Annotated in this window: 12 protein-coding genes and 1 pseudogene; 5 read left to right on the top strand and 8 right to left on the bottom strand. The window is 69.4% G+C overall.

The annotated features are described in order from the left end of the window. Positions 1-240: 240 nt before the first annotated feature. Positions 241-1,458, bottom strand: coding sequence for a hypothetical protein (locus tag ACH438_RS25450; protein WP_397009386.1), 1,218 nt, complete (start codon positions 1,456-1,458; stop codon positions 241-243). Between the two features lie 314 nt (positions 1,459-1,772). Here ACH438_RS25450 and ACH438_RS25455 point away from each other — a divergent pair, with 314 nt between their 5' ends. Continuing rightward, positions 1,773-3,332, top strand: coding sequence for an FAD-dependent monooxygenase (locus ACH438_RS25455; RefSeq protein ID WP_397009388.1), 1,560 nt, complete (start codon positions 1,773-1,775; stop codon positions 3,330-3,332). Here the strand turns inward: ACH438_RS25455 and ACH438_RS25460 are convergent. Next, positions 3,329-3,685, bottom strand: a complete 357-nt coding sequence (locus ACH438_RS25460) for a winged helix-turn-helix transcriptional regulator (protein WP_397009390.1) — start codon at positions 3,683-3,685, stop codon at positions 3,329-3,331. The two genes, ACH438_RS25455 and ACH438_RS25460, sit on opposite strands and share 4 nt — an antisense overlap. Before the next feature lie 143 nt (positions 3,686-3,828). Here ACH438_RS25460 and ACH438_RS25465 point away from each other — a divergent pair, with 143 nt between their 5' ends. Beyond that, the gene (locus ACH438_RS25465; RefSeq protein WP_397009392.1) at positions 3,829-4,713 is read left to right on the top strand and encodes an NAD(P)-dependent oxidoreductase; all 885 of its coding nucleotides are present in this window, start codon (positions 3,829-3,831) and stop codon (positions 4,711-4,713) included. A 7-nt stretch (positions 4,714-4,720) separates the two neighbouring features. Here the strand turns inward: ACH438_RS25465 and ACH438_RS25470 are convergent, their stop codons facing one another. The 6 genes and pseudogenes from ACH438_RS25470 to ACH438_RS25495 all read right to left on the bottom strand — a co-directional run bounded on the left by ACH438_RS25470 (position 4,721) and on the right by ACH438_RS25495 (position 10,503). Then, the gene (locus tag ACH438_RS25470; protein WP_397009394.1) at positions 4,721-5,944 is read right to left on the bottom strand and encodes a hypothetical protein; all 1,224 of its coding nucleotides are present in this window, start codon (positions 5,942-5,944) and stop codon (positions 4,721-4,723) included. 3 nt (positions 5,945-5,947) lie between these two features. Next, positions 5,948-6,169 carry a hypothetical protein gene (locus ACH438_RS25475; protein WP_397009396.1) on the bottom strand — a complete coding sequence of 74 codons (222 nt, stop codon included), beginning with the start codon at positions 6,167-6,169 and terminating at the stop codon, positions 5,948-5,950. A gap of 121 nt (positions 6,170-6,290) precedes the next feature. Next, positions 6,291-6,932, bottom strand: a complete 642-nt coding sequence (locus ACH438_RS25480; RefSeq protein WP_397009979.1) for a GMC family oxidoreductase — start codon at positions 6,930-6,932, stop codon at positions 6,291-6,293. 115 nt (positions 6,933-7,047) lie between these two features. Further along, positions 7,048-8,775 (bottom strand): annotated as a pseudogene (locus ACH438_RS25485) (GMC family oxidoreductase N-terminal domain-containing protein); the annotation flags it as partial. Next, complete coding sequence (locus ACH438_RS25490) at positions 8,669-9,445, bottom strand: hypothetical protein (RefSeq protein WP_397009398.1); 777 nt, start codon at positions 9,443-9,445, stop codon at positions 8,669-8,671. The gene ACH438_RS25490 and the pseudogene ACH438_RS25485, both read right to left, overlap by 107 nt. Positions 9,446-9,777: 332 nt before the next feature. Further along, entirely contained in the window at positions 9,778-10,503 is a 726-nt protein-coding gene (locus tag ACH438_RS25495; RefSeq protein WP_397009400.1) for a FadR/GntR family transcriptional regulator, read from the bottom strand. Between the two features lie 227 nt (positions 10,504-10,730). Between ACH438_RS25495 and ACH438_RS25500 the strand changes: the two genes are divergently transcribed. The 3 genes from ACH438_RS25500 to ACH438_RS25510 are packed head-to-tail and all read left to right on the top strand — an operon-like array spanning position 10,731 to position 12,432. Next, a complete protein-coding gene (locus ACH438_RS25500) occupies positions 10,731-11,861 on the top strand; it encodes a glycosyltransferase (protein WP_397009402.1) in 1,131 nt (376 codons plus the stop codon). Between the two features lie 29 nt (positions 11,862-11,890). After that, complete coding sequence (locus tag ACH438_RS25505) at positions 11,891-12,133, top strand: hypothetical protein (protein WP_397009404.1); 243 nt, start codon at positions 11,891-11,893, stop codon at positions 12,131-12,133. Between the two features lie 14 nt (positions 12,134-12,147). Further along, positions 12,148-12,432: a hypothetical protein gene (locus ACH438_RS25510; RefSeq protein WP_397009406.1), complete on the top strand. Its 285-nt coding sequence runs from the start codon at positions 12,148-12,150 to the stop codon at positions 12,430-12,432. Positions 12,433-12,461 lie beyond the last annotated feature (29 nt).

The following is a 12,461-nucleotide window of genomic DNA, read 5'->3' on the forward strand; positions in this document are numbered from 1 at the left end:
TGCCGGACACGCCGTGCCCGGCCACCATCCGCATACCCATCACTCACCGCAGGTGAACACCCGCGCACCGAGTTGAAATCACCCGTCGCACAAGCCTTCCCATCCGCCTGGACCGCCGGACCGCAGGTCGTCCCGGACATCGCGGCGCGGCCGGCTCCCGGGCGGTCGGGCGGTCGGGAATGCCTGCTGCGCTCAGCGTTCGGTGCTACGCGCCGGTGGGCTGCGCGGTCGCCGCTGGGTTCAGCGCAGTAGGCGGATGGTGGTGGTGAGGGTGGCGAGGAGGGAATCGAGGCGCTGGTCGGTGACGCGGCGTTCGAGGAGGTCGGAGTCCAGGCGGGTGCTGGTGGCCCAGAGTTCGCCCAGGCGGGCCTGGACGTCGACGTCGGTGGCGGCGAGCAGCCACAGCAGCGGCGCCCAGAGGCGGGCGGCCTGGGCGATGGCGGGGAGCATGAGCAGGGTGGGGGTGTCGAGCTGGGTGAGGCGCAGGCCGGCGCGGCGGCGCACCTCTTCGGGGGTGCGGGCCAGGGGTTCGAGGACGCCGCGCCAGACGGCCAGATCGCTGGTGCCGTCGACGGCGGTGACCATGGGTTCGGCGATATCGGCGATGACCGGGTTGAGGGCCAGGCGGGTGAGCGCGTTCTGGCTGAGGTGGCCGATGAAGCGCAGCATCTCGGGGGTGGCGTCGGCGCCGATATAGGTGGTGAGCAGGTCGGCGATGGCCGAGGGCGGGGCGACGTCGAAGAGGATGTCGCCGACCGCGGCGATCACATCGGGTTCGCAGCGCGCGAACACCGACAGCGCGGCGAGCCGTAATTCCTTGGAGCCGTTGATGATCGTGCCCAGCATCGCCGGTAATCGCTGCCCAGGCCCCGCGAGCAGGCAGCGCACGACCGCGCTGATGCTCTCCCCCGAATAGGCGTAGGCCGCCGAGCGGATCAGGCCCTCGTCATCGGGCACACCCTCTTCGACCGCCCGGATCAATTCCGGTGTCGCATAGGCGAGGAACGGCCCGGCGGTGACGTAGTCGCGCCGCTGCAACAGCTCGTTGACGATGGCCACGACCGGCGGCGCGGGCGCGTCGTCGGCGAGCTGACCGACGGTGCGCGGGTCCAGGAAGGGCGCACAGTCCGCGGCGTATTCGACGCTCATCTTCAGCAGCGCCTCCACCGCCTTGTGCGGATACTGCACACCGATGGCGCCGGCGGCCCGCCCGGTCATGGTGGGCGGCACCAGCCGTTGCACGATCGGCAGCGAGATGCCCAGCGGAATGATCGGCACCAGTTTCGCGATCCGCTCGAAAACCGGTGTGTGCTGGTCGAAGAGGGTGGCGGCGCTGCGCTGCTGCAGTTCGTGCAGCCGGCGCGGCCCGAGTTTCTCCAGGTGGGCGATGCGGTCGACGGGGACGTGCAGGGTGCGGGCGAGCAGGACGAGCTGGGCCCGGGTGACCAGATCCGTCATAGGCCCGGCCGGGTCGTTCTCGTGCGGCAACCCTCGAATTCGGCTGTGGCAGACATGTTTCCCCGTTTCCCGGCCGTCTGGGTCAGATGCCCCCCGTATTGACCGCCCATCATAGGGCGGTAATCCGGGCGAAAAATCCAAAAGGTGCATACTCCCTGCCCACGGTGACGCCGACAGTGAGCCTTCCCAGCCGAGTGGCACCCGAGCGTGACGACACGCCGCGGATCCCCGCGCTGAGGTGCCACTCGCCGATGCAAGCGCGGTGCCAGCACAGTGCAAGGGCCCAGCAATCGGGGCTGGGCACAGTCGGAGTCATGAACGAGACACATGATGTGGTGATTGCCGGAGCCGGACCGGTCGGACTCATGCTGGCGGGCGAATTGCGGCTGGCGGGCGTGGATGTGATCGTGCTGGAACGACTTCCGGAACCGGACCTGACGATCAAGGCGGGATCGATCAATGTGCCCACCGCACAAGCCTTCGGGCGGCGTGGGCTGGCCGCCGAGCTGGCCGCCGCGCAGGAGGCCACCCAGCAGCAGATGGCGGCGTACTTCGCCGGGGCCGCCCGGCGTCCGTCGGGCGCCCCGGATGCCGGGGCCGCGCAGCCCGCAAAGCCGAAGCGCAGGGGTATGGGCGCGCATTTCGCCGGAATCATGCTGTGGGCCGACAATATCGACCCTGAAGAGCCCGCGTTCGCCGATCTCGGGCCGGCCGCCGACAATCGCGTGGTCTCCCAGCAGGACATCGAAGCCATCCTGGCCCGCTGGGTCGCCACGCTCGGCGTGCCGGTGCGCCGCGGTGTCGAGGTGCGCGGATTCAGCGATGACGGTGTCGGCGTCACGATCGCCACGGATTCCGGCGTTGTCCGCGCGAGCTGGCTGGTCGGCTGCGATGGTGGCCGCAGCACGGTACGCAAGCTGGCTGGCTTCGATTTCCCTGGCCTGGGCCCCGAGATCACCGGCCACCAAGCGGTGGTCGAGATGACCGGGCACGAGAACGTTCCGGCCGGCTGGCACGACTCCCCCACGGGCATCTACGTTCTGGGCCCGATGCCCGGCCGGTTCCTCACCGTGGAATTCGACGGCCCGCCCGCCGACCGCGACACCCCGATCACCGCACTCGAACTCGAGAACAGCCTGCGCACGGTCACCGGCGCCGACATCCGGGTCGGCGCGGTGCATTCGGCGACCCGCTTCACCGACAACACCCGCCAGGTCCCCGACTACCGCAAGGGCCGCGTCCTGCTCGCCGGGGATGCCGCGCACGTGCATTCACCGTTCGGCGGACAGGGATTGAACCTCGGCATCGGTGATGCGGTGAACCTGGGCTGGAAACTGGCCGCGGCGGTGCGTGGTTGGGCCCCGGAAGACCTGCTCGACACCTACACCAGCGAACGCCACCCGATCGGGCAGTGGGTGCTGGAGTGGACCCGCGCGCAGATCGCGGTGATGCGCACCGACGAACGCAGTCGCGCCATGCGTGGCGTGCTCACCGAGCTGCTCGACACGCAGTCCGCCACCACGGCGATCGCCACGAAACTGCTCGGCGTCCTGCAGCGCTACGACCTCGGCGACGACCACCCTCTTGTCGGCAAGGCCACCCCCGATTTCCCCTTGGCCGACGGCACGTACGTCTCCGAACACTTCGCCGACGGCAAGGCCGTCCTGTTCGATCTCGCCGACAACCCCGCCCTGCGCGCCGCGGCCGCACCCTGGTCGGATCATGTCCGCGTGGTCACCACCAAACCCGTTGAGGCACGCGAACTCTCGTCGCTGCTGGTCCGCCCGGACGGCATCGTCGCCTGGGTGTCGCCGGACGCCGGCACCGACGGCCTCGAGGCCGCACTCGAGCGCTGGTTCGGCGCGCCGCGCTAAGCGACGCCGTGCACGCGCTGGGCGCCGATGCGGTCGATGCGGCGTTTGCCCCACTCGCCCAGCGCGGCGAGGGCGGCATTGAGGGCGAGGCCCTCCGTGGTGAGTGAATACTGTACGCGCGGCGGGATTTCGGCGAAGACTTCACGGTCGACGATGCCGTCCTCGGCGAGTTCGCGCAGGTGCTGGTTGAGCATCTTCTCCGAGACGCCGGGGAGGTTGCGGTGCAGTTCGCCGAAGCGGCGGGTGCCATGGGTGTGGAGTTCCCACAGGATCAGCGACTTCCATTTGCCGCCGACGACGTCCATGGCGGCGTCGATGCCGCAGAAGTATGGCCCGGATCTCTTTTCGCCCATGGTCGCCTCTCCTAGCTGGATACACACCTTCCGGTCAGTAGCTGTGGGGAAAGTGCGTACTTGTGGGGCAACACCGTAACCGGGAGTCTCGATTCCAGCGCGCGCCACCATCGACCACTGATTCGACGAGGAGTTGACCGGTTATGACGAAGACCCAGTACGGCCCGGTGACGGTGCTCGGGCTCGGCGCCATGGGACGCGCGCTGGTGCTCGCACTGCGCAAGGCGGGTGTCGAGACGGCGGTGTGGAATCGGTCGCCGGGGCGGGATGCGGAAGTGGTTGCCGCGGGCGCGGTATCGGGTGACTCGGCCGCCGCGGCGGTGCGGGCGGGTGAGTTGGTGATCACCGTGCTGTTCGATCACGCCTCGGTGGACGAGACGCTGGATCCCATCGCGGCCGAATTGCGCGGGAAGCAGTGGCTCAACCTGACGACGACCTCACCGGAACAGTCACGGGAACTGGCGGTATGGGCGGCGGCGCACGGGATCGAGTTCCTCGACGGCGGAATCATGGCGGTGCCGGCCATGATCGGCGCCGACGGGGCGGCCGTTCTCTACAGCGGCTCGCGCAGCGTGTTCGAGGCACATCGAGGTCTGCTGGAATTGTTCGGCGCCGCCGACTATTTCGGTGAGGACGCCGGTGCCGCGGCGGCATGGGATTTCGCGCTGCTGGCGAACATGTACGCCATGTTCGCCGGGTTCTTCCAGGGCGCCGCACTGGCCGGCGCCGCGGGGATCAGTGCCACGGACTTCGCGGCCCGTGCGGTCCCGTGGGTGAGTGCCATGACGCACACACTGCCTGCCTACGCGCGCATCATCGATTCGGGTGACTACACCGCGGAGGTGTTCCAGGATCTGGTGTTCACCAAGGCCGCACTCGAGGCGCTCACGACCGCGGCCCGTGATGCCGGGGTCACCACCGAACCCCTGGACGGCCTCACGGGCCTGGTCGATCGCCAGATCGGGAACGGCCACGGCGCGGCCGCCTTCGAGCGCACCATCGAGGAACTACGCCCCGCCGCACGCTGATCCGGCGTTATTGCGTGATCTGCAAGGTTGCGGCGAGTGTCGTGAGCTGGTCGGTGAGTCCGAGGTCGGCGATGCGCCGTTCGATCTCGTTGCGCTCCAAGGCGGGCAGGGCCGACCACAGTTCGCCGATGCGGGATTGCGCGTCGGGTTCGGCGGCGGCGAGCACCTTCAGGGCCGGGGGCCACAGGTGTTCGGTGGTGAGGATGGTCGGCAACTGGGCCAGGGGGGCGGTGTCGAAATGCGAGACCTGGCCGGCGATGCGGCGGGCAGTCGGTGTCGGGGTGCGCTCGGCCAGTTCCAGGAGTCCGCGCCACACAGCGGGTTCGATGTCGCCGTTGACGACGGCGGTGACCGCGTCGATGGCCTGCGGGTCGGCGACAATGGGGTTGGCGGCCAGCAGGTCAAGGGCCGCGGGGCTCAATCGGCCGATGAAGCGCAGGGTTTCGGGGATCGCGCCTGCGGCGATGAAGGTCTCGGTGAGGTCCGCGATCTCCTCGGCGGTGCCGACGTCGAAGAGGATGTCGCCGATGGCGACGATGACATCGGCATCGCAGCGCGCGAACACCGACAGCGCCGCCAGCCGCAGTTCCTTGGAGCCGTGCAGGATGGTCTGCACGAGTTTCGGGATGCGCCGGGCCGCACCCGCGAGCAGGTGGCGGATGATGATGCTGATGTTCTCCCCGGAGTAGGAGAACGACGCCGAGCGGATGAGTCCCTCGTCGTCGTGCACGTCCGCTTCGACGGCGCGCACCAATTCCGGTGTGGCATAGGCCAGGAAGGGTCCGGCGGTGATGTAGTCGCCGCGGCGCAGCAGTTCGTTGATGATGCGCATGACCGGTTTGGGTGGCGCGATATCGGCGAGCTGCCCGACACTGTGCGGGTCCATGAAGGGTGCGGCCTGCGCGGCGTAGCCGGGGTCGAGCATGCCGACGGCCTCGGCGGCCTTGCGGGGATGATCGACGCCGATCGCGCCGGCCGCGCGGCCCGCCATCACCGGCGGCACCATGCGCTGCACCAGTGGCAGCGAGATGCTCAGCGGGATGACCGGCACCAGCAGGGTGAGCCGGGAGAAGGTCTGATTGTGCTGGGCGAAAATGACTTTCGCCAGGCGTTCCTGCAGGTCGTGCAGGTTTGCGGCGCCGAGCTTCTCCAGGTAGGCGAGGCGGTCGGCGGGCACGTGCAGGGTGCGGGACAGCAGTTCGATCTGCGCCCGGGTTACCAGATCGCTCATCGCCTATCCCAGCTTGTTCCCGAACATGATCTTCTTCGCGGCCGTCCGCAACGGCCACGGCAGGGCGCCGACGGTCTTGTCGACCGCCTCCACCATGGCGGTGGTCTCGGCCTGCTGTGCGTCGCGGAACATGCCGAGCAGATCGGCTGTCTCCTGATCGGTCAGCAGATCCAGCGCGGCCACCGGCCCACCCAGCGCCTGCTCCAGTTCGGCTCTCGCACCCATGACGTCTCCCCTTGTCCCCCGCCCCGTTGTGACAGCGGGTGCCCCCACTTGATCACAGATTTCGCTTACGCGACAAGGGATCCGTAATGGACATTCGAGTCGAAGCGGGAATTCGGGTCGATCACCCCAATTCGGCGGCGATCGCCTCGGCCGCCCGTAAGGCAAAGGCCATTATGGTGACCTGCGGATTGACCCCCAGCGAGGTCGGCACCACCGACCCGTCGGCGACGTACAAACCGCGCGTACCGAACACACGATGCTCGAAATCGACCACGGCCGTCCGGGCGTCGGCGCCCATGCGTGCGGTGCCCAGCGGATGCGGGCCCAGCAACCGGAAACTGCGTGGCCCGATCGAGGTCTCGGCCACCGCTCGTGCCTGGGCCAGGGTGCGTACCGGCGCTGAACCCGCGATCGGCAGCGCGACTTCCTGTGCCCCGCCCAGCAGGAACAGTTCGGCCAGCTTCGCGCACGCATGCCGCAGCGCCTCGCGCACGCGCGGTGTCACGCTGTCGCGCACCAGCGTGCGCCCGCCGGGCCCGCGCGAGACGCTGCCGGTCCCGGTGTCGCGCACCATGGCGCCGAACTGTTCGGTTCGCGCCCAGGCATTCATCCATTCGGTCAGCAGCGCGCCGTGGAAAGGCAGTGCAGCCGCGGCGAATTGCGGCGGCACCACGACGCCTTCGAAGGTGACCAGCGGATCCCCGAGTCCCGTCACGTGATACCCCTGCGGAATCCCCTGCCACGGCGTGCCCGCATCCGCCATCAACGCGACCGCGCTCAATGACGGATGCACCGACAGATTCCGTCCCAGCGCCGGCAGCCTGATCCCATTGCGGCGCAACAACAGTGGCGTCAGCAGCGTGCCCGCCCGCGCCCGCGACCGCCCGCGACCGGATTTCGAGCATCCGCGGAGCACCGTGGGAATCCTGGCCCTCCGCCAGCACTCCCACCGCCCGCGAATCCGACATCAGCACCCGCGTCACCGTCAGGTTGGTGTAGAGCTGCGCGCCAGCCTTCAACGCCCGCGGTACCCAGCTGACATTGCTGCTGCGCTTGGCATCGGTCGGGCAGCCGTACACGCATTGGCCTTGGCCGTCACATCCGGTCGCATTGCGCGGCAGCGGCCCGTGCGCCGCACCCAGTGCGTCCGCACCCGCACCGATGATGTCCGCGATCCGCCCCAGATACTTCGGATCCGCCTCGGCGATACCGAGTTCGGCCGCCACCTCGTCCAGATACGGCCGGAACGCCTCGGGGGTGAAGTCCGACGGAAACCCCAGCGCCAGCCACTCCCGCAGCACGGCGTCGGGCGTGCGGAACGCGGTGCCGGAGTTGATGACCGTGGTCCCGCCCACCAGCCGGCCGGTCGCGATGCCCAGCACCGAATTGCCGAGGGCCACATTGAAACCGCCGTCACGCCAAAACTTCTGTGTGCGCTCGCCGAGATCGCCGCGGAACTGCGCCCGCCCCGCGTACTCGCCCTCCTCGACCAGCACCACGCCCAGGCCCCGCTCGGTGAGCCGCGCGGCAACCGCCGCACCGCCCGCACCGGTGCCGACCACCACGACATCGCAGTCGACGACCTCCCGGCGCGAAAGACCATCCGGGGTGGTCACGTTCGCCATCCAGCCCGGCGTCTGTTCGAGCACGGCGTCGAGATACCGCGGCGCCCCGAGTGCATCGAGGTAGCGCCGGTCAGCGAAATGCGCCACCCGCAGCGAGGATTCGACCGCCTCCACCGCGGGCTCGAGCGCCGGATTGCGCCGCGCGGCCGCGAGCACCGCCTGCCGCGACGTCTGCGGCAACCGGGCCAGGCCCTTGCCGTGCCGTACCCGCGCGGCGGTATCCAGACTCCGCAGGGCCCACCGGATTCCGGACTGCATGAGCGGGGTCATATTGCCGACATAGGAATCGAGCCGGGCGACGGACTCCGCACTCACCGGCGGCACCATCCCCGCGGGCACGATGAGCGCCTCACCCAGCGCCTGCAGGGTCGTCAACTGCCGGTCGGTGAACGCCTGCGCCGGCCGGGTGCCGTCGGGCAGGTCCGTACGCAGTGACGCCCATGGCCGGAACGAACCCAGGAACCGGGGCAGATCCCGGGTCTCGAACCGCATCCACCCGTGCGCGACCTCCCGGCCCTCACACCACAGCGTCGTATCCAGATTCGTGAGGCTCGCATACGGGCGCCGCAGCCAGCGCACATCCTTGTGCCCGCTCAGCCGCCACGCGCGCCCGTCGTCATCGCGGAAGTCGAGGTCGTAGGTCATGAGCCGTTTCGTCACCGGCAGCGCCACCAGCGTCCCGGTGACGGCGACCCCGTCCACCCACTGCGCGGCCCGCACGGTGCCCGTCAGCCGAGCCTGCCCATTGGTCAGGAACCCGAGCGCCCGCCCGGATTCACTGCGCAGCTCCATGACCACGGAATGCGCGCGCCCCTCGGCGTCGTGGAGCTCACCGCTCATGGTCTCGAAGAAGGTCAGAGGCATGGCTGTTCTCTCAGACGACGGGCTGCACGGCCGGAACCGGCTGCGGAACAAGGAATTCCAGCGCGCCCCCGTGCGCACTGCGCAATTCGAGGGCATTGCCGTTGACGGGCGCGACATGCACCGACACCGCCGCGGTCTTGGAATTGAGGCAATAGCTGGTGGCCCGTGCGGGATTCCGGTAGGCCAGGCACACCATCTGCGCGGGATCGGCGATCATCCGCACCGTCGCGGTGCCGTCGCGCCCGCGCATGTGCAGGGACCATTCCGGGAAATCCAGCCGCGGCCGCTGCCGCCACAGGTCCACGATCCGATCGAACCGGTATGCGTCGTCCCCGCGCCGCACCACCAGCATGGAGATCAGCGGTGACACCCGCCCGCCGATCCGCGTGCGCCCCGACGCCCCCTCCATCACCGCGAACGGCTCCCCGGTGCCGGTGTCGGTGAAAATGGCCTGCCCCCAGGCGTATTCCGGACTGTGCTCGCTGCCCCAATTGTGTCCCTGCATGCCGTGCCAGCCGTCGAGATCCCAGTGTTCACCGTCCCATTCGAGCGAGCCGGAGCAGGCTGCGACCGGAAAGGGGCTGACCAGCTTGTTGTTCGGCACCGAGGTGTCCAGTAGCCGCGCGCTGGGCAGCATGGACAGCGGCTCCCCGAGGCCGGGCACTTTCCGGAACGCCAGATCCCAGCCCACGCTGGATGTTTCGTCTCGCAGCGCGCCTCGGGTCCGGCCGCCGGAGGCGCGCAGCGTCATCCGCAGTGGCCCGATCGAGAGTTCCTGTTCGAACACGTCGGGCTCGGGTGCGGTGAGGTTGAATTCGGCGTCGTCCAGGGCTACCGCCTCGCGAGATCCAACCCGATCTTGGCCAGGTGGCCAAGTGGTCAGACCAATATAGCCATCCGTGCGACGACGTCAACAGGGCGATGAACCCGAATCCTCCGCCCAGTCGCCATATGCCGGGCCGGATTCGGGCGAATCCGCAAGGCACAGGCGGCCGGAGTCTCACCCCAGGCGCGGCATCACACGGCACGCAGGTATGCCGAGCGCCTGATCTGGCAATTCGAGCAGCCGCGGCGCCCGGCGACCCGGGCCGTGTGCGACGGGACCCAGAGCCGAAAGGGTCAGGCGCCCTGCTGCCGCGTCTCGCGCAGGAGGCTCTCGAAGCCGGTGGCGGCCAGCGCGAGCAGCTCGTCGGCGGCGGTGCGGGCGCCCGCATCGTCCCCGGCGACGACGGCCGCGGTCAGGGCGCGATAGTGGCCGATGCTGCCGACCTCGGGCGCCATGACGGTGGCCAGGGCAGTGACGGCGGGTTCGTAGACAGCGCGCAGATCGTTGTAGAGCAGGCGGTAGACGATGGAGTCCGCGCCGTCGACCAGGTGATCCCAGAAGATGAGGGCGTGCAGCTGCTGGGTGACCGGATCATGTTCTGCGGCAAGCAGATCCAATGTCACGGTGAGATCGCCGGTCAGTGCCGCCCCCGCGCGCTGTGCGGCCAGCGCCGCCACCTCGCGTCCCAGCGCACGGCGGGTTTCGAGGATCGATCCGATGACCGCGGGATCGGGTTCACCCTGGCGCAACAGCAACCGGGGCAGCATGTCCATGCCCGCGTGCCGGCGGAAGTCGCGGACCGTGGTGGATCCACCCTGCCGCACCTCGACCAGTCCGCTGTGGGCCAGCCGCTGCAGCGCTTCGCGCACGGTCGGCCGCGAGACCCCGAGCGTCTCGGCGAGCTGCCGTTCGGCGGGCAGCGTGGCGCCCGGTCCGAGTTCACCGGCCAGGACCTCGCCCGCGAGCTGGTCGAACACGGTGTCGGGGACCGTGCGCCGGTCGATCCGCTTGAATGCCATGCCCGAACGCTAGGTCCGCGCCACGCAACAGGTCAAGCGGTCTGACCAGTGGCGCGCCGGATGCTCGCTGCGAGGTTCGCATTCCGGTATCCGCAGCCTGCGTTCCACCGGCCCGCGGCCTGCGTAATCCGGTCTTCGGCAGGGTTGGCCGGTTCTTCTGCTGGAGTTCACGCGATGTTGGTCGCAGGGGCTGCACGGGTGGACCGTCGACCTGCCACGATCGGCGCGTGCGCATCGTGCAGCTGGCTAATTTCTACGGTCCGCGTTCCGGGGGGCTGCGCACCGCACTGCATCACCTCGGTGATGGGTATGTGGCGGCGGGGCACGAGGTCGTGCTGATCGTGCCGGGCCCGCGGCGCGCGGAAGAGGCGCTCGCGTCGGGCGTCGTGCGAATCACGGTGCCCGCGCCCGCGATTCCGTGGACGGGCGGCTATCGCGCCGCGCATCCGCGCCGGGTGGCCGATGTGCTGGCCGGGCTGCGCCCCGACGTGCTCGAGGTGTCGGATCGCTTGACGCTGCGCGGTTTCGGGCGCTGGGCCGGGCGCCGCGGTATCGCGAGCGTGATGATCTCCCACGAACGCCTCGATCGCCTGCTCGGCCAGGTGCTGCCGGGCCCGGCCGCCCGCCGTGCCGCCGACACCGCCAATCGCCGCACCGCCCAGACCTATGACATCGTGGTCTGCACAACCGAATTCGCGCGCGAGGAGTTCCAGCGCATCGACGTCCCCAATGTCGAACTGGTCCCGCTGGGTGTGGACCTGGACATGTTCCGTCCCGACCGCCACGACGATCGCCTGCGGGTGGATCTGGGCGCCGCGGACTATCCGCTGCTGGTGCACTGCGGGCGCCTGTCGGTGGAGAAGCGGGTGGATCGCAGCATCGAAGCGGTTGCCGCCCTGCGTCGCACGGGCCTGGACGCGCGCCTCATCGTCGCCGGTGACGGTCCGCGCCGCGACGCCCTGGAGCGCCGCGCCCGCACTCTGCCGCCCCTGCGTGACGGCCTGTCGAGCGTGCATTTCACCGGCTTCATCGACGACCGTATGGCGGTGGCCACCCTGCTCGCGACCGCTGACGTCTCGCTGGCGCCCGGCCCGCACGAAACCTTCGGTCTCGCCGCCCTGGAAGCCCTGGCCGCCGGCACGCCGGTGGTGGCGAGCCGTTCCTCGGCGCTGGCCGATATCGTGACGGCCGATTGCGGGGCGGTGGCCGCGGACGATCCGCGCGCCTTCGCCGCCGCCGTCACCGATGTGCTCTCGCGCCCGACCGCGCAGCGCCGTCAGGCCGCGCGCAGTCGCGCGGAGCAGTTCACCTGGCCCGCAGCGGTTTCCAGCATGCTGGGCCTGCTCGGTTCGGCCTGAGCCGGTTCCGCGGGGGTGTCATGGGCCGGATGACGGTGGCCTGGCTGCTGACCCTGCCGCTGGCCGGTCTGGTCGGCGCGCTGTGCTGGTGGATCGCCGACGCGATCGGCGGACTCGCCGGTGTGGGCGTGGATCTGGTCATCCTGATCGTGCTCGCGGGCTACATGTACCTGCGGTCGCGGCGCAATCCGGTCGACACCTCCAATGTCAACGCCGATTGGGACGACGGCAGCACGCCGGACCGGCCGGCCAAGACGTCCGTGGCGGCCTGAGGAGTCCGCGAAACATGCATACCTTCAACGCCATCGCCAAGTCGCTGGGCGAAGTCACGCTCATCGCGCTCGCGCTCGGGGTCCCGCTGATCTTCGGGCTCGGCGTTCGCTTCTGGGCCGCCGAACCCGTCACGGTCAACGGCGCGCCCGCCCCGCAACGCAATCCGCTCATGCAGGTGCTCGCCTACGTGTGCTTCGCGGTCGCCCTGATCGTGGTCGTGGCCGGAATCCTCTACATCGCCAAGGATTTCATCAGCCACACCTTCGATATCCAGCTGTTCGGCGCAAAGAAGAGTTGAGTACATGACGACGAACCGCTCCCTCTCGC

This window comes from Nocardia sp. NPDC020380 (assembly GCF_044386975.1).
Lineage (GTDB): Bacteria > Actinomycetota > Actinomycetes > Mycobacteriales > Mycobacteriaceae > Nocardia.